16 protein-coding genes and 2 tRNA genes are annotated in these 15,474 nt (G+C 61.5%); 4 read left to right on the forward strand and 14 right to left on the reverse strand.

What is annotated here, in order from left to right; translation table 11 throughout:
* The first annotated feature begins 427 nt into the window (after positions 1–427).
* The gene (locus V3330_RS12920; RefSeq protein ID WP_354695846.1) at positions 428–1,288 is read left to right on the forward strand and encodes a DUF6502 family protein; all 861 of its coding nucleotides are present in this window, start codon (positions 428–430) and stop codon (positions 1,286–1,288) included.
* An 83-nt stretch (positions 1,289–1,371) separates the two neighbouring features.
* On the opposite strand, the gene V3330_RS12925 is transcribed toward V3330_RS12920, so the two are convergent.
* Both V3330_RS12925 and rnd read right to left on the reverse strand, forming a co-directional pair.
* Positions 1,372–1,448 (reverse strand) — tRNA-Arg (locus V3330_RS12925).
* 72 nt (positions 1,449–1,520) lie between these two features.
* A complete protein-coding gene (gene rnd / locus V3330_RS12930) occupies positions 1,521–2,678 on the reverse strand; it encodes a ribonuclease D (RefSeq protein WP_354695847.1) in 1,158 nt (385 codons plus the stop codon).
* Positions 2,679–3,063: 385 nt separating this feature from the next.
* On the opposite strand from rnd, the gene V3330_RS12935 reads away from it, so the two are divergent.
* Positions 3,064–4,698 (forward strand): SUMF1/EgtB/PvdO family nonheme iron enzyme, encoded by a 1,635-nt coding sequence (locus V3330_RS12935; protein ID WP_354695848.1) that lies wholly within the window; start codon positions 3,064–3,066, stop codon positions 4,696–4,698.
* A gap of 50 nt (positions 4,699–4,748) precedes the next feature.
* Here the strand turns inward: V3330_RS12935 and V3330_RS12940 are convergent, their stop codons facing one another.
* Entirely contained in the window at positions 4,749–5,609 is an 861-nt protein-coding gene (locus V3330_RS12940) for a S1/P1 nuclease (protein ID WP_354695849.1), read from the reverse strand.
* A 169-nt stretch (positions 5,610–5,778) separates the two neighbouring features.
* Here V3330_RS12940 and V3330_RS12945 point away from each other — a divergent pair, with 169 nt between their 5' ends.
* On the forward strand, positions 5,779–6,444 hold the full coding sequence (locus V3330_RS12945; protein WP_354695850.1) for a putative 2OG-Fe(II) oxygenase: 666 nt from the start codon (positions 5,779–5,781) through the stop codon (positions 6,442–6,444).
* 4 nt (positions 6,445–6,448) lie between these two features.
* Here V3330_RS12945 and V3330_RS12950 read toward each other — a convergent pair.
* Both V3330_RS12950 and metX read right to left on the reverse strand, forming a co-directional pair.
* Positions 6,449–6,535, reverse strand: a tRNA-Leu gene (locus tag V3330_RS12950).
* Between the two features lie 119 nt (positions 6,536–6,654).
* On the reverse strand, positions 6,655–7,761 hold the full coding sequence (gene metX, locus V3330_RS12955) for a homoserine O-acetyltransferase MetX (RefSeq protein ID WP_354695851.1): 1,107 nt from the start codon (positions 7,759–7,761) through the stop codon (positions 6,655–6,657).
* 175 nt (positions 7,762–7,936) lie between these two features.
* Between metX and trmB the strand changes: the two genes are divergently transcribed.
* Positions 7,937–8,542 (forward strand): tRNA (guanine(46)-N(7))-methyltransferase TrmB, encoded by a 606-nt coding sequence (gene trmB / locus V3330_RS12960; RefSeq protein WP_354695852.1) that lies wholly within the window; start codon positions 7,937–7,939, stop codon positions 8,540–8,542.
* A gap of 25 nt (positions 8,543–8,567) precedes the next feature.
* Here the strand turns inward: trmB and V3330_RS12965 are convergent, their stop codons facing one another.
* From V3330_RS12965 to ccmA, 9 genes are read right to left on the reverse strand one after another with little or no spacing between them, the layout of a single operon-like run.
* Positions 8,568–9,593, reverse strand: coding sequence for a tetratricopeptide repeat protein (locus V3330_RS12965; protein WP_354695853.1), 1,026 nt, complete (start codon positions 9,591–9,593; stop codon positions 8,568–8,570).
* On the reverse strand, positions 9,593–10,072 hold the full coding sequence (locus tag V3330_RS12970; RefSeq protein WP_354695854.1) for a cytochrome c-type biogenesis protein: 480 nt from the start codon (positions 10,070–10,072) through the stop codon (positions 9,593–9,595). Before V3330_RS12970 ends, V3330_RS12965 begins: the two co-directional genes overlap by 1 nt.
* Positions 10,069–10,602, reverse strand: coding sequence for a DsbE family thiol:disulfide interchange protein (locus V3330_RS12975; RefSeq protein WP_354695855.1), 534 nt, complete (start codon positions 10,600–10,602; stop codon positions 10,069–10,071). Before V3330_RS12975 ends, V3330_RS12970 begins: the two co-directional genes overlap by 4 nt.
* On the reverse strand, positions 10,599–12,560 hold the full coding sequence (locus V3330_RS12980; RefSeq protein ID WP_354695856.1) for a heme lyase CcmF/NrfE family subunit: 1,962 nt from the start codon (positions 12,558–12,560) through the stop codon (positions 10,599–10,601). Before V3330_RS12980 ends, V3330_RS12975 begins: the two co-directional genes overlap by 4 nt.
* A gap of 6 nt (positions 12,561–12,566) precedes the next feature.
* Positions 12,567–13,028, reverse strand: a complete 462-nt coding sequence (ccmE, locus tag V3330_RS12985; protein ID WP_354695857.1) for a cytochrome c maturation protein CcmE — start codon at positions 13,026–13,028, stop codon at positions 12,567–12,569.
* Positions 13,012–13,164 (reverse strand): heme exporter protein CcmD, encoded by a 153-nt coding sequence (gene ccmD, locus V3330_RS12990; protein WP_354695858.1) that lies wholly within the window; start codon positions 13,162–13,164, stop codon positions 13,012–13,014. Before ccmD ends, ccmE begins: the two co-directional genes overlap by 17 nt.
* On the reverse strand, positions 13,164–14,039 hold the full coding sequence (locus V3330_RS12995; RefSeq protein WP_354695859.1) for a heme ABC transporter permease: 876 nt from the start codon (positions 14,037–14,039) through the stop codon (positions 13,164–13,166). Before V3330_RS12995 ends, ccmD begins: the two co-directional genes overlap by 1 nt.
* A gap of 15 nt (positions 14,040–14,054) precedes the next feature.
* The gene (ccmB, locus tag V3330_RS13000; RefSeq protein ID WP_354695860.1) at positions 14,055–14,723 is read right to left on the reverse strand and encodes a heme exporter protein CcmB; all 669 of its coding nucleotides are present in this window, start codon (positions 14,721–14,723) and stop codon (positions 14,055–14,057) included.
* A 17-nt stretch (positions 14,724–14,740) separates the two neighbouring features.
* A complete protein-coding gene (gene ccmA / locus V3330_RS13005) occupies positions 14,741–15,331 on the reverse strand; it encodes a heme ABC exporter ATP-binding protein CcmA (protein ID WP_354695861.1) in 591 nt (196 codons plus the stop codon).
* Between the last annotated feature and the right edge of the window lie 143 nt (positions 15,332–15,474).

A 15,474-nucleotide genomic window follows, 5' to 3' on the forward strand; every position in this document is an offset into this window, starting at 1 on the left:
GCAGCCGTAGTACAACTCCACAAGATGGATTGACTGGCGATTTCTCCGGGTGGCTTCAGGCTTACGCCGGTTCGCCTTTACGGCAAATGTACGCGGTGCGAGTGCCAAATTGCCGGTCGCGGCCATGTGCGAAGGATTGTCATTTACCTCTTTTTACGCATAAAAAATTGACATATATGGCAAAAAATGACATAAATGTCAGTGCAAGGGGAAACTAGAAGGTGCTCTGGTAACCGATTGCCAGGCCGATCAAGGGGGACACGGCGGTCTGGCAAGCGCGGACGGTTCAGGAGCTCTTCCGGTGAAGCGAAGTCCGGCTCGACGTAAAGGGTCCGGACTTCGCTTTTTGCGTACGCCAGACAGTCTGGATGGCGTGCGCTTATCCGTCCCAAAAAAGGATTGCCGAAAATGCCTAAGGAGCGCTGTCGTGTCAGATCCGCGAAATGATGAACTCACGGATGTAGCCATTCTTACCCGATCTGTCGAGAACGTTTTCCGCAAGCTGATTCGCTTCCTGGTAGGACGGATTTCGCTTGTTAAATTACAGGAGATTATCCGGGTAATCTTCATCGAAGAAGTGGAGGATCAGCTACGTCTTGAGTTCCCAAATAGAAATGTTTCATTGACCAAATTGGCTCTAGCTACAGGGCTGGATACAAGAACTATTGTGCGCATTAAGAACAGCTCCCAATTTCGCAAGCCGTTTTTCAATACGAAAAATTTTCTGGCCGAGCTGACTCCAGTTGCTTCAATTCTGGACGTCTGGAGTAGTAAGTCGCCGTATTATGATGAAAAAACTGGATTACCTAGAGAACTGGACATCATGGGTCCCAGCGGATCATTTGAGGCATTATTCTCTAGCCACATCAAGAGTAGAGGGGTTACTCCCAAATCGCTAATAAGCCAATTGTTGAAAAGCGACACTGTCGAACTAAGTAAATCAGGAGAGAAAATACGACTAAAAAAACGTGCATATTTGCCGGCACAATCCGTTGACAAGCAAGGTGCTATCGAAATGGGCTTCGGTGCTATTGGTTCCCTTGTAAATACCGTGCATCATAATATTTCGAGTCAGACACACCCTGACGATCGCTTTTATCAACAAGGCGCTTGGACCTTACGTCTGCCGGCCAATCGTAGAAAAGCTGCAAGGGCTGAGCTACGAACGCTACTGGAAAACACAGATGATCAAGCACGCACAATTCTGGCTAAGTATGAAGAGCCACACCCTAACTCACAACAGCTTACCGTGGGAGTAAGCTGCTTCTACTTTGAAGATGGTATTTGACGTAATTGGATTGACCAACGATGAAGATTTATGCCAAGGGGGCGTACGTTAAGTTCTAATACTGGACAACGACTTTGTGAGCATGGCGCCCCGGACAGGATTCGAACCTGTGACCTTCCGCTTAGGAGGCGGATGCTCTATCCAGCTGAGCTACCGGGGCAGTGTTGGGATGGCTGCTGATTCTAGCTGTTGACAACCGGAGGCTCCACCCCGGGTCGTCGGGCTCGATCTTTCAGCGCGAAGGGTGGAGTTGGCCCAGAGTTTCGAGGAGTTCCCGTGTGATCACTTCTTCGCGCCAACCGCGCAGTCGTTCGGGTAGTTCTCCGCCGGACTCCTGGCTGCGTATCAGATCTTCGAGAACCTTGCGGGATGCCAACAGGGCCGGATCGACACCGAGTTCTTGGCCTTTTTGTTTTACCCGCGTGCGCAGCGCGTCCAGTGTCTGCCTTTGGGCTTTTTCCAGTGGTGGAATGGGTTGTGGGGGGTTACCTGTTCCGGCGGCGTTTTCGATGAGCGACAGCAGGGTCTGGCCGTATCGCTTGATGACGGTCGGATGAAGGCCTTCGATGTCCGCCAGGTCAGTTCCATTTTCCGGACGTTGGCGGGCCATTTGCAGCATGACGGCATCGGGAATGACAAAACCGCGCGCCCGGTTTCTGGCCACTGCCGTTTCTTCACGCCAGCGGGCGAGTTCCCTTAATACCATCAGTTGTTGCGGGTTAAGGCGGCCGGCGCCCTTGACCCGCTTCCAGGCATGTTCCGGCATCGGAGGTGTGCGGCTGCTCCGCCGCATCAGGTCGATGTCCTGCTCGACCCATGCACTGCGGCCGAGTGTCTCCAGCCGCTGGATCAACTCGCGGCAAATCAGCGGCAAGAAGACCACATCGTTCGCTGCATAGTGGAGTTGTTTTTCGGTCAGCGGCCGCTTGAGCCAGTTTGAGCGGGTCTGTTCCTTGTCGAGTTCCACCTCACAGAGCCAGGAGATGACGGCGTGATAACTGATTTGCAGCGGTTGGCCAACCATGGCGCATGCAACCTGTGAATCAATCATCGGGGATGGAGAAACGTTCAGGGTAACCCACAGGACTTCCAGATCTTCCGACGCGCTATGAAAGCACTTGAGTACGGATGGGCTTTGCAGCATGTGTGCGAGGGGTGTGAGGTCGGAAATGCCCAGGGGGTCGATCAGCCATGCCGTATGACCGTCAGAGACCTGAACGAGCCCGAGATCGGCCCGGTAGGTGCGTTCGCGCAGGAATTCGGTATCGATTCCCAGTACATCGACAGAATCCCACTGGCTGGCACACATTTGCAACGCTTCGTCTGTCTCAATCAGAACGGGCGTTTCCGCAGCATTGCGTGCTTGTTCGATATCGGGTTTTTCAATCATTTAGTGTATATATTTCAATTGCTTGTATCTTGATAATGTCCCTGATTTCGGAAGGGTTCCGGCTTGTCCCGCCATCCCATCTGGGGTAAGGTGCTCGCGATACCGAGGCGTGGTTCCACCCGGTCCAGCGCGCGTTCGTGCGCATGTTACAGGCAAGGGATTTTGCATGCATCCTGCATTATGGGTCACTACCGGGCCTGCCCCGGAAAGCTGCCTTGGCGTATCGTCTCTTCGCCAACTGTTTGCCTTGCTCCTGCTTTTCTCCATCACCGGCGCCTGCCAGGCTCAGGCTGAGCCGGATTCGTCCGTGGTCGCTTCCGGGGCCGCTCAATCCCCCCGACGGGTGGAGCGGCTTGGCGATACTGAAACGGGACGGGAATGGGAAATGCAGATCCTGGTTCCCGGCACGCCGGGGCGCCAGGAGAGTCTTGAGCGGCTTCCCGATGCCGCCCAGCAGGAACGGGTCCGTCAATTGCTGTGGGAATTCGCCGATAATCCCGGTGACGGTGAGCTTGTATCGCGGCTCGATGCTGAATTGGAGGATATCCTCGTTCAGGCTCGTCGTGCCCTTGAACAGGGCCGTACCGGCGAGGCCGGTTCGCTGCTTGATATTGTCGACGACATCATGCCGAAATTTCCCGGTCTGGCCGGAGCAAGGGCTCAACTGGCACAGGCCAGGGCGGTCGATGATCTGCTTGCCGCCGGTCGCGGCGCGCTGGAGCGCGGTGACATCAGCCAGCCCGAAGGCGAGTCCGCCTGGGATTATTACCGCAGGGCATTGGATGCGGATCCGGGTAACGCGGCCGCGGCTGAGGGTCTGGCCGACGTAGAGCAGGCGATGATCAATCAAGCGCTCGTGTATGCGCGGCGTGGTGAGTTCGATGCTGCCGAGCGGGTACTCGAAGAAGCGGGTCATGTGCGGCCGGACAATAGCCTCGTGGCCCGCGGACGTGCCCAGTTCGACGAAATCAGGCTGGGTGAAGTCCAGCGGCTCGAAGCGCGGGCGGTACGTGCGATGGATGCGGGCGAATTCTCCACCGCCGATCGAATTCTGATCGACCTGATCGCGCTGGGCGGCCAGGATGACCGCGTCAAAACTTTACGGCGCCGCCTCGAAGAGGCACGCAGGTACGGGGGATTCAGTCCGGGCCAGATCATCCGGGATCCTTTCCTGAATTCCGATGCCGTGGCGCCCGAGTCGGTTGTCGTGCTGGCGGGCAGCTTCACGATGGGTTCGGAAGCTTCCGAGGCCGGGCGAGCCGAGAACGAAGGGCCGGTTCACCGGGTCACGTTTCGCAGCGGCTTCGCCATTGGCAGAACCGAGGTGACAGTGGAGCAGTTCCGGGTATTCGTCAAAGAATCGGCTTATCGAACCGATGCGGAACGCAACGGCCGTTCCACGATCCTCGACCCGTTTTCCGGTCGTCTGACCGAACGCAAGAACATCAGCTGGGAATCGAATTTCGAAGGTCGTCCCGCCGATTCCGATGAGCCCGTGATCCACGTTTCTTGGAACGATGCGCAGGCTTACGTGGAATGGTTGGCGCGTGGGACCGGCAAATCCTATCGCCTGCCATCCGAATCGGAGTTCGAGTACGCCCTGCGGGCAGGTACCACGACGCGGTACTGGTGGGGAAACGGCTCGCCGAACTCGGTGGTGGAGAATCTGACCGGCGATGGAGACAGCTCGCGGTCGCGCCGCCAGTGGAGCGTTTCCTTTGAGAAATATTCAGACGGATTCTGGGGCCCGGCGCCGGTTGGCGCCTTCCAGGCCAATCCGTTTGGCTTGTTCGACATGGGCGGTAATGTGGGTGAATGGGTGCGTGACTGCTGGCACGATACCTACGTGCGCGCCCCCGGCGACGGCAGTGCGTGGATCAATCCCGGCTGCATCGAGCGCGTCATTCGCGGTGGATACTGGGCGAGTTCGCCCGAGCAGAGTCGTTCGGCGCATCGTCTGTATGCCAAGGCAAACTATCACGATGCCCGTATCGGTTTCCGAATCGCCCGTGATCTCTAGCTCATTCGGTTGAGCCTCTCCGGAAATTTTCTCGGCGGGTGCAGAACCTGTTACCGTTCCGGCTGATCCGTGCACGGGTCCACCGTAGGCGACACATCGACATCACCTTTCCCGAGCGTGGCATCCAGGATACGTGCCAGGCGTTGGGCCGCCAGCGGTATCTGTCGCTGGATCACCGACCAGGATTGGTCGGCGAAAGCATCACTGATGCCAAGGCTTTCGGGGTACGAAACGTTCTGGGCGAGGCGATGTGATTCGCCGGTCCACCGATCTACTTCACGTGGCGACCAACTGTGCGCCCGCGCATCCGTGTCACTTTGTGGCGGCGGCCCGGCGAGGCTGGCGAGGAGCGCACCTGTCGATTCGGAGCGGTCGCGAATGAGTCTCCCATCCCAGAAATGGTGCAAGTCCACCGTTGTGCCTTTGAACTCGACTTCGATCGAATTGCCGCCACGATCGTCTGCGAAACCGCAATGCAGCGGCTGATGGAGATCGCCAACGAGATGGCATAGCCAGGCAAAGGCCTGCTGCCTGCGATTCCGTGCCAGTCGAGGGTCCTGCAGTTCCTGGGCATATTTCTTGATCGCCTCGGTAACGCACAGGCCGTCCGGGCAATCCCGGTTGCGGTCATAGTTCGTCGCGGCCCGGGGGATGTTGACGTAGTGCTGGGGAGAGGTCCACTCCCAGCTTGGGTCTTCGCGAATGGCGTCCGGCCAGTTACAGAGTTCTTCGATCGTGTCCGGATCGGTGGATTGCAATATTTGGTTCAGCGCGGCGCGGGCCGTTCCATCGATCTGCTGCATGGCCAGAATGCCTACCGCCGTGTGCCCTTCCGGGCCCCAGGCCGAAACCGTCGTCGCCCAGGCAATCAGCGCCAGCACACTCCAGGCTCGGGGTCGTCGAGTCTCCATGGAGTCTATTTTCGCTCATGCCGTGCCGGGTGTCGCGCCTGATCGGTCGAGAGGCCTCATCGCGCACCGGGTCCGATCGTTGGCGGTGATCTTTGTGCTGGGCTAGGATGCCTTGGTCAAATGGCGCTGGCCCCTGATCGGGATGCAACGGGTCAGTCAGGGAGCAGGCATGGAATTCACCCAGGATATCGAGATTCATTACCCCACCACTGTAATGCAGCGCAGTTTCAGCGATGCCGCAGCTTTGAACTCCCGTCTGTATGCCTTGTTGCGTGCGCTTGCCGACCGTTACGAGAAGACGGCCCGGAACGCGGTTTCCTCGGGGCAGATCGCCACCCAGGGCGGGTACCAGACGGCTGCCAGCATGAATCTGTTCCTGCTCAAGGAAGAAGCCATCCGGACCTTCAGGGACGAATTGGTGCTGCCTGCGGTACGGGACTATCTCGAGCACGTATTCGGGGACCAGGCGCGGCACTTCAATCCCTGGCCGGACGGGTGGGCGAATCTCCTGCGCCGGGGTGACTGGCAGCGTCCGCATTTCCATCCGACCCACCGGAATGTGGTCTGCGGAGTCTATTACGTACACCTTCCCGGGAATCTGCCGGAACCGCAGGGCAACATCGAGTTCTTCAATCCCATTCAGGCCAGCGTCAACCACGGATTTCCGTCGACCCGGCGATTACTGCCGGCCGAAGGAAAACTGATCCTGTTTCCGCCGTGGTACGTGCACTATGTGCACCCGTTTGAGGGGGAGGGTGAGCGCTGCATCATCGCTTTTGACGTGTTTGCGCAACGTCCAGCTCGCCGTGTTCAGGGTGAAGATACCAGTGGATGATACTTGGTGCCGGAGGTGGGACTCGAACCCACACTCTGTTGCCAGAACCGGATTTTGAATCCGGCGCGTCTACCAGTTCCGCCACTCCGGCCCGGGTGGTGTACTGCACGAAGGCGCAAAGTATAGCCATAGTGCCCGGCCCTCGCCAGCGGGAAGGGCGAGGCGCCGGTATCGAATGAAAATCGGGTTCCCGGGCCGGGTCGCTCCCGGTCAGGTTTCGCCGTCGAGTACCTGGGCGAAGTATCCGGCAACGGCTGGTCTGAAACGGTCGTAGTCGACGAGGAATGCGTCGTGCCCCTGGTCCGAGGGCAGGGTGACGAGGTTCGAGCGCACGCCGTTGGCGTGAAAGGCGTCGGCCAGGTCGCGTTGCTGGTGCACCGGGAACAGAATGTCGGAATCGACCCCGATCAGACAGGCCGATTCCAGCGCGATGTGAGACAGGGCATCGGTCAGGTCGGCGTGGCCTTCGGTGGCATCGAACCAGTCCATGGCTCGTGACAGGTAGACGTAGGTACAGGGATCGTAGTTGGAGACGAACTTTGCGGCCGCGTTTTCCAGGTAGGATTCGACAGCGAAGTTCATGCCGAACGTGGTGGGTTCGTATCGGTCCTGCGGCAGTCGGCCGAAGCGCTCACGCCATTCGCGCGCGGACCGGTAGGTGATCATGCCCAGTTTGCGGGCCAGGCGCATGCCGGTGCGGGGCCAGCGCTCCGGGGAGTAATTACCGTTCTGCCAGTCCGGGTCCGAGACAATGGCTTCGCGCTGCAGGGAGCGGATGGCGATGCTGAACGGTTCGGCGTTGGCGGAACTGGAAATTCCCAGGAAATGCCGCGCACCATGTGGAAACTGGTGCAACCAGGCCAGTCCGCTCATGCCGCCCATGGAAGGGCCGACCATCATGCGCAGTTGCGTGATGCCGAGGTGGTCCAGAACCAGCTGTGCCGCCCGGGCGATGTCCCATATGGTCACTTCGGGGAATTCCAGGCGATAGGGCTTGCCCGTGGCCGGGTTCGTGCTGTCGGGTCCTGTGGACCCCTTGCAGCTGCCCAGTGAGTTGATGCAGACCACGAAGTTCCGGTCGGTGTCGATGGGGCGGCCGGATCCGACCATGGGTTCCCACCACCCTTCGCTGGGGTCCTGCGCGCTGGACGTGGCATGCGCGCTCGGCGAAATCCCGGTCAGAATCATGACCGCGTTGGATTTGTTCGCATCCAGACTGCCCCAGGTTTCATAGGCCAGGGTCAACTCGGGGATGGACCCACCCCGTCGGAATGAGAACGGTTCGGTGATGTTCAGGTATTGTGTCGCGCTGTTCATCCGGCCCGCCGGGCTGTTCAAATCCGGCACACATGATACCTTGCGGGCATCGGCCCCGCCTCAACGGCGGTCCAATTTTTTGTCATATGCATATGCCGGGATGGAAACTAGCCCAACGCCCACGAATGAGCCCGTACGCAGTGCCCAGCGGACACCTCACCCCCGGCTTGCCCATGTGGTACGGCGGCACCTGGATCATCCCTGGCGGGGCGTTCCGCACGCGCCAACGGTAGCGGCGTTCAGCCAGGTCGCCGAGTGGGTCGAACGTGATTCCCGGCCGCTGATCCTGGACTCGGGTTGCGGCACCGGCAGCAGTACCCGCGAGATCGCACGTGTCTGGCCGGATTGCCTGGTGATCGGCATCGACCGGTCGGAGGCAAGACTGGGTCGTCTGGCCGCTCCAGGTCTGCCCTGGCGGGACGGAAATGCGCTGTGGGTGCGTGCGGAGCTGGCCGACTTCTGGCGCCTTGCCGTGGCCGCGGGCTGGAAACTCGAACGTCACTATCTGCTTTACCCCAACCCCTGGCCCAAGGCCGCACATCTGCGCCGCCGCTGGCATGGCCATCCCGGGTTCACGGCCTTGCTGGCACTCGGTGGTTGCCTGGAATTGCGGACCAACTGGCGGATCTACGCCGAGGAGTTCGCATTGGCGCTGGGACTGGCGACCGGCGGCAACGTAGCGGTGGAATCCCAGGTCACTGGGCCGGTCACCACGCCGTTCGAACGGAAATACCGGGCGCGTGGTGACCCGCTGTTTCGCGTGGTCAGGGACCTGCCGTGAATCCTGCCACGGACCCGGGCCGTTATTATTCGACCGGCTGGTCCAGCACGAGCTGGACGGGTTCGCCGGGAGTCATTGGCACCGTTGCTGATTGCCAGTCTCCAGGCGCTGCCATTGGATTTCCGGTGCGGGACCAGCGGGCCTGGGCTTCCAGGTTCTGCACGGAAGAGATAGGACGCTGCGGCAGCATGCTGTCGGCATCGGACAGTTCGATGCTCAGTGGCAGCTCCGGTGTGTCGATTCTTCGAACACCTAACGGTGGCCCGCCGGCCGCGCCTGCCGCCCGCACGATGATGAACAGGCTGGCTGCTTCGTCAGGGGATGCCAGTGCACTCCGGGCGGTGTCGGAAACACTGACTTCGATCGCATATTCCGGCGCGTCAATCGGGTCTGCGCCGGTGGCGGTTTCCTCGCCCAGGCGCGATCGGGCTTCGGCGATTTGAGCCTGCACGGCCTGGGCCACACCGGAGTCCGGCTCGACCTGGCCGACCAGCATTTCCCACCAGTTGATGGCTGCCTGGTCATCGCCGCGCTGCGCCGCCGCCAGGCCGAGCAGCCAGTAGCCTTTCTGCAAGCCGGGCTGTGCGCCAACTGCCTGTTCCATCTGCATCACCATGTTGGCGGTGATGCGCGGGTTGCCGGATGCGAACAGTCGGGCTTCGACCCACTCGACCATGACCACCGGGTGATCGGGCTGCAGGCGCCTGGCGGTTTCCAGTGCGGACAGCGCATCGTCATAGCGCTGCAGGGTCTTGTAGGTACGGGCGAGCAGGACCCAGCCTTCGAGATCCTCGGGCGATTCGGTCAGGCGCGACCGCAGACGTTCGGTCAGGTCGTCCATGTCCTGTGCGGTGATGGCGGCGGGTTCACGCGCCCCGGGATCCAGGGCCTCGGGATTACCCACGTCGACGTAGAGCAGCAAGGCGGCGGTCGGAAGCAACAGGCTCAGCATCACCGCAGCGCCCCGCCATGCACCGGTTCCGGCCAGCAGGGGCCACAGGGTCGCCAGCGCCGCGACAAGCAGCAGGCCGGCTGAAAGCCACCAGAACACTACGAATCCCGACCGGGTCGTGAACCCGAAGGGGGCGGGGCGGTGTCACTTTCCGGTACCTGGGCGCGGCGGCGAACCGCCGTAAACAGCGTCAACGCACCGATTACAAGCAGCACCCCGGGCATGAGCCAGAGCAACAGGGTGTTGCCCTTGACCGGCGGGCGATACAGGACGAAGTCGCCGTAGCGATCGACCAGAAACCCTTTTATCTCATCATCGCTGTGGCCGGCCATCAACATTTCGTGAATTTCCTGGCGCAAATCGTGAGCGAGCGGAGCGTCGGAGTCGGCCAGGTTCTGGTTTTGGCAAACCAGGCAGCGCAATTCCTCGGTCAGGTCGGCGAAACGGCGTTCCTGCTCGGGATTTTCGAAGACCAGCGGTTCCTGCTGGGCCAGCACGAGACCTGAGGTCAAATGCCCGAAGAAGATCAGCAAAATGGCGGGCAGGACGATTCGCAGCTTCGTGTCGAGAGAACTCACGGTGTGTTTCCTGCTTCGAGCCGGGCGAGAATTTCCGATTCGATGATTTCGGGCGTCAGGGCGCCGATGTGCTTGAACACGATGCGGCCTTCAGCGTCGATGAGAAAGGTTTCCGGTGCTGCATAGACGCCAAAATCGATCGCGGTGCGCCCGCTTTCGTCGGCCAGATTCACCGCATAAGGGTTGCCGAAATGTTCCAGCCAGGCCAGGGCGTCAGATTCCGCGTCACGGTAGTTGAGTCCGACGATGGGAATGCGCTCTGATTTCGCCAGCGCCTCGATGACCGGGTGTTCGACCCGGCAGGTCACGCACCAGCTGGCCCAGACATTCAGCAGAAACGGCTCGCCGAGCAGATCCTCATGTCCCAGTTGAATCGCGGGCTGGCCCAGCACCGGCAGGCTGAACTGCGGCATCGGCTTGCCAATCAGCGGAGAGGGAATCTCGGTCTTGCGGTCGGCGATGGTCAGTCCGACGGCCAGCAGCACGGCCAGCAACAAAAACACGCCCAGAGGCAGCAGTCTTCCGATCATGCGCCCGCCTCCGCGGTCGTCACCGGAGCGGGTTGCCGGGCCGCGGCCGGCTGCCGATAGCGGCGGTCGCTGGCTGCCAGCAGCCCGCCGGCCGCCATCATCAGCGCCCCGAGCCAGATGAAGCGCACGAAGGGCTTGTGGTAGACCCGTACCGCCCAGTCCCGCCCCTGGTCATCCAGCGGTTCACCCAGCGAGACGTACAGGTCGCGGGTCAGGCCCGGGTCGATCGCCGCTTCCGTCATGACCTGGTTGCCTTGCAGGTAGCGGCGTTTCTGCGGCTGCAGCGTCGTCAACTGGCGGTCTTCGCGGAGTACCGTGAAGTTCCCCTCGTCGGCCACGTAATTCGGACCTTCGACGTGTCGGGTTCCATTGAACCGAAAGGTATAGCCGGCCATTTCGAAGTGGTCACCCGGACTCATGCGCAGGTGCTTTTCGGTGCTGATCGCATTGGTCAGACCGGCGCCGATCAGGAACACGCCCAGGCCGACGTGGGCCAGCGTCATGGCGGCCGGTCCGCGGCCTTCCAGGCCGCCGGCCGAGCGGGCGCGGGCGATGAGCCATTGCAGGCTGGAAGCGATGATCCACAGTGCGGCGGCTACTCCGGCGATGCCCCAGGCATCGACGCCTTCGAAATACCAGGCGGTCGCCGCCGCGGCCGCAATTGCGATGACCGCGGGAAGGCGCAGCTTGCGCAAGACTCGACTCAGGCGGTCCTGGCGCCAGAAAGCGTTGAAACCGATCGGCACGGCCAGCACCAGGGGCACCAGTAGCCATGCGAACAGCGTACCGAAATAGGGTGGCCCGACGGATATCTTGCCGGCGTTCAGTGCATCCAGCAGCAGGGGGTAGAGCGTGCCGAACAAGACCATGCAGGCCATGACGGTGAGCACCAGGTTGTTCACCAGCAACAGCGTCTCGCGCGACATGCCGGCGAAACGCGATCCCTGCAGCATGCCCGGCGCGCGCAGCGCGAACAGCAGCAGGGAGCCCCCGACGACCAGGAACAGGTACACGAGGATGAAAACACCGCGTGTCGGGTCGGAGGCGAAGGCATGCACGGAGGTCAAAACTCCGGAGCGCACCAGGAAAGTTCCCAGCAGGCTGAGTGAGAACGCCGCAATCGCCAGCATCAGGGTCCAGTTGCGGAAGGCGCCACTTTTTTCCGTGACGGCCTGGGAATGAATCAGTGCGGTCCCGACCAGCCAGGGCATGAAAGAGGCGTTCTCAACCGGGTCCCAGAACCACCATCCTCCCCAACCGAGCTCGTAATACGCCCACCAGCTCCCCAGTGCGATGCCGACGGTGAGAAACGTCCAGGCAATGTGAGTCCAGGGGCGGGACCAGCGCACCCATTCCCGGGTCACCTGGCGTCCGAGCAGGGCGGCGACCGCGAAGGCGAATGACACCGAGAAACCGACATAGCCCATGTACAGCATCGGTGGATGCACGATCAGGCCGGGATCCTGCAGCAGCGGGTTCAGATCCATGCCCTCGGCGGCGCCCGGCAGCAGGCGGGCGAAGGGATTGGATGTGTACAGGATGAACAGCAGGAAACCGGCGCTGATCCAGCCCAGTACGCCCAGCACACGGGCCCGGAATGCCTCGGGAAGCCTGCGGCTGAAAAGCGCCACTGCGGCCGTCCAGGCCGACAACACCAGCGACCACAGCAGCAGCGAGCCCTCGTGCGCGCCCCATACGGCAGAGAAACGGTAACCGGCGGGCAGGCGGGAGTTGCTGTTGCGCGCGACGTACTCGATGGAAAAGTCCAGGGTCAGAAACGCGTAAGTCAGCAGCCCGAAGGCAGTTCCGACCAGAGCGAACTGAACCAGCGCGGCCTGCGAACCGATCCGCATCAGTCGTGAATTGGCGGTGTGCGCTCCGAGCAGCGGCAAGGTACCCATCAGCAGGGCGACGAGCAGGGCACCCAGCAGCAGAACCTGTCCCAGTTCTCCGGTCATGGGGCTTCAGCCTTCCCGGTCCGATGAACCGGCTGCCGCCGGGTGTCCGGCTTTTTCCAGGGCATCGGCAACTTCGGGCGGCATGTAGTTCTCGTCGTGTTTCGCCAGCACTTCGGTCGCTGCGAATTCGCCGCTGCCGTCGAGCGACCCCCGTGCGATGACGCCCTGGCCCTCGCGAAACAGGTCGGGAAGTATGCCCACGTAGCGAACCGGAATTTCGGCCAGACCGTCGGTAACGACGAAGCGCACGGCGAGGCCGTCGGGTTCGCGTTCGGTACTGCCGGTCTTGACCAGCCCGCCGAGGCGGAACTGGCGGTCTGCCGGCATTTCCAGTTCGGCAACCTCACTGGGGCTCTGGAAGTACAGCAGGTTCTGCTGCAGCGAATAGAACGTGATGGCCGCCGCGACGCCGACTCCGACGAGAATCAGCAGGGTGGCGATCAGGCGGCGTTTACGCGTGGGTGTCATGGGTGGGGTCCGTGCGATTGACCTGTTTCAGATAGTCGATGGTGCGCCTTCTGCGCAATACCGGGGCCAGCGCGGTCCAGATGAGTACGATCGCGCTGATGGCGTAGGCTGACCAGATAAACGGTTGATGGTTCATCAGACCTGCTCTCCGTGTTCGGATCCATGCTGGCCGGTCCCCGGTTGTTCGGAGCCTTGCTGTTCGGAGCCTTGCTGTTCGGACAACGGCAGTTCGGACGTCGGCTGCCGGGCGATCAACTTCTGCGCCCATCCCTTGCGCAGGTCCTGCTCCAGGAGCATCGCACGGGCGCGATCCAACAGGTTCGCGGCATAGAACAACTTGGTGGCGATGGCCATGATCAGCAAGGGCCAGAGCATGCTCGGATGAATGTTACTTCCGGTCACGCCAATGCTACTGCCCTGGTGCAGGGTGTTCCACCACTTCACCGAAAAGTGAATGATGGGCAGATTGACGAGCCCCACCAATGCCAGCAGGCAGGCGGCCCGCGCCGCCTTGCGCGGTTCATCGAAGGCGCTGTAGAGCCCGATGACCCCGAGGTAGAGAAACAGCAGCACCAGTTCGCTGGTCAACCGTGCGTCCCAGACCCAGTACGTGCCCCAGGTCGGGCGTCCCCACAGGGAACCGGTCACCAGTGCCACCAGGGTGAACGCCGCGCCCACGGGGGCCGAACTCATGGCCAGTATTTCGGCGATGCGGATGCGCCAGACCAGCGCGATGAAGCCAAAAGTGGCCATGACGGCATAAATCAGCATGGACATCCATGCCGCCGGGACATGGATGTACATGATGCGGAAGCTCTCGCCCTGCAGATAATCCGGTGGCGCCCGGAACAGGCCGAGGTAAAGGCCCCAGGCGGCCAGCAATCCGAAGCCCAGCCACAGCCATGGAGCCAGGCGCGCGGCGAACCCGTAGAACCACGGGGGCGATCCGGTGCGATGGAAAAACAGGACAAGGGCGTTTTTCCGCGGTTTGTGGCCAGAATGCGTGTTCATAACGAGGTTCGGTGGTCAGGACAGGCTGATTTTAAGGGCGGCGGCGGCCGCAAACGGAGCGAGTGTGACAGATGTTATCAGGCCCGCGAGCAGCAGTCCGAGGAACGGGCCATACGGCAGTCCGTCAGCCGCTGCCATGATGCCGCCGGTAGCGATGATCAGCACCGGGACATACAGCGGAAAGACCAGCAGCGAAAGCAGTTGCCCGCCACGCCGCAAGCTGACGGTCAAGCCGACGCCGATCGCGCCCAGCAGACTGAGAATGGGCGTACCGAGCGCAAGGCTGGCCACCAGTACTGACACCGATGAGGCGGGCAGGTTCAACCAGATCGCCAGCAGGGGTGACAACGCGACGATGGGCAGGCCCGCCAGCAGCCAGTGCGCGAGCACCTTGGCCATCACCAGCAGCGAAACCGGGTGGCCGGAGAGCACGAATTGTTCGATGGATCCATCCTCGAAATCGGTGCGGAACAGACTGTCCAGCGAGATGACCGTGGCCAGAAGCGCCGCAATCCAGATCACGCCCGGCGCTATCCGCGCCAGCAGCGCGGGCCCGGGTCCGATACCGAGCGGAAACAGGCTGACGACGACCAGCAGGAAGATCACCGGGAACAACAGTTCGCCGCGGCGCCGAATCGCCAGCAGCAGGTCACGTCGCAGCAATGCCAGAAACGCGCGGGTCATGGACGGGGCCTGCGCATTCACGAGCCGGTGCCGGCCTTGAGGGCGAGTTCGTCTTCGACCGGCACTTGCGGCCGATGATTGCCGTGGGTGGCCATTACACAGGCACCTCCGCGGGCCAGGTGGCTGGCCAACAGTTCATCGACTCGTGAGCAACCTTCGGTATCGAGATTCGAATAGGGTTCGTCCAGCAACCACAGTCGGGCGGGGCTCAGCAGCAAACGGGCCAGCGCACACCGCTTGCGCTGCCCGGCGGACAGCGTGCGGGCCAGTTGTCCGGCCACGCGGCGCAGGCCAAGCGCATCGATCGCAGTCGCGGCAGAAGTGGTTCCGGTGCCCATGAAGTTACTGAAAAATTTCAGGTTTTCCTCAACGCTGAGGTCGTCCTTCAATGCGAGTTGGTGGCCCACGTAGGCGATCCGGTCCGCCGTGATCCCCACGCGGCCCGCCGTCGGTTCCAGCAGACCCGCCAAAACGCGGATCAGGGTGGTTTTCCCCGAACCGTTGGCTCCGGTTATCCGCAACAACTCGCCAGCGCCGAGCCGGAACGACACGGGCTGGAAAACCGGCGCGAAAAAGCGCTCATAAACAAGCTGATCGACCGAAATCATTGCGATGTGACAACACCTGGGGCAGGTCTCCTGGCTATGCTACGGACTCCCTCGGGGCAAGTCCATCCGCCGGGGTCCGGAAATGGGTGGGAAACATCGCGCCGCAGATTGGATGCACGCCAGTGCGCGGTTTTCCGGTCCCT

This window comes from Elongatibacter sediminis, from assembly GCF_037892215.1.
GTDB lineage: Bacteria > Pseudomonadota > Gammaproteobacteria > Xanthomonadales > SZUA-36 > Elongatibacter > Elongatibacter sediminis.

What these genes read in the sequence shown, in the direction of transcription:
- ccmD (WP_354695858.1), bottom strand. Translation starts at nt 13,164, where the DNA reads ATGAACCATCAACCGTTTATCTGGTCAGCCTACGCCATCAGCGCGATC.
- ccmA (WP_354695861.1), bottom strand. Translation starts at nt 15,331, where the DNA reads ATGATTTCGGTCGATCAGCTTGTTTATGAGCGCTTTTTCGCGCCGGTT.
- rnd (WP_354695847.1), bottom strand. Translation starts at nt 2,678, where the DNA reads ATGATTGAAAAACCCGATATCGAACAAGCACGCAATGCTGCGGAAACG.
- V3330_RS12940 (WP_354695849.1), bottom strand. Translation starts at nt 5,609, where the DNA reads ATGGAGACTCGACGACCCCGAGCCTGGAGTGTGCTGGCGCTGATTGCC.
- ccmE (WP_354695857.1), bottom strand. Translation starts at nt 13,028, where the DNA reads ATGACACCCACGCGTAAACGCCGCCTGATCGCCACCCTGCTGATTCTC.
- V3330_RS12975 (WP_354695855.1), bottom strand. Translation starts at nt 10,602, where the DNA reads ATGATCGGAAGACTGCTGCCTCTGGGCGTGTTTTTGTTGCTGGCCGTG.
- V3330_RS12980 (WP_354695856.1), bottom strand. Translation starts at nt 12,560, where the DNA reads ATGACCGGAGAACTGGGACAGGTTCTGCTGCTGGGTGCCCTGCTCGTC.
- V3330_RS12935 (WP_354695848.1), top strand. Translation starts at nt 3,064, where the DNA reads ATGCAGATCCTGGTTCCCGGCACGCCGGGGCGCCAGGAGAGTCTTGAG.
- ccmB (WP_354695860.1), bottom strand. Translation starts at nt 14,723, where the DNA reads ATGACCCGCGCGTTTCTGGCATTGCTGCGACGTGACCTGCTGCTGGCG.
- V3330_RS12945 (WP_354695850.1), top strand. Translation starts at nt 5,779, where the DNA reads ATGGAATTCACCCAGGATATCGAGATTCATTACCCCACCACTGTAATG.
- V3330_RS12995 (WP_354695859.1), bottom strand. Translation starts at nt 14,039, where the DNA reads ATGAACACGCATTCTGGCCACAAACCGCGGAAAAACGCCCTTGTCCTG.
- metX (WP_354695851.1), bottom strand. Translation starts at nt 7,761, where the DNA reads ATGAACAGCGCGACACAATACCTGAACATCACCGAACCGTTCTCATTC.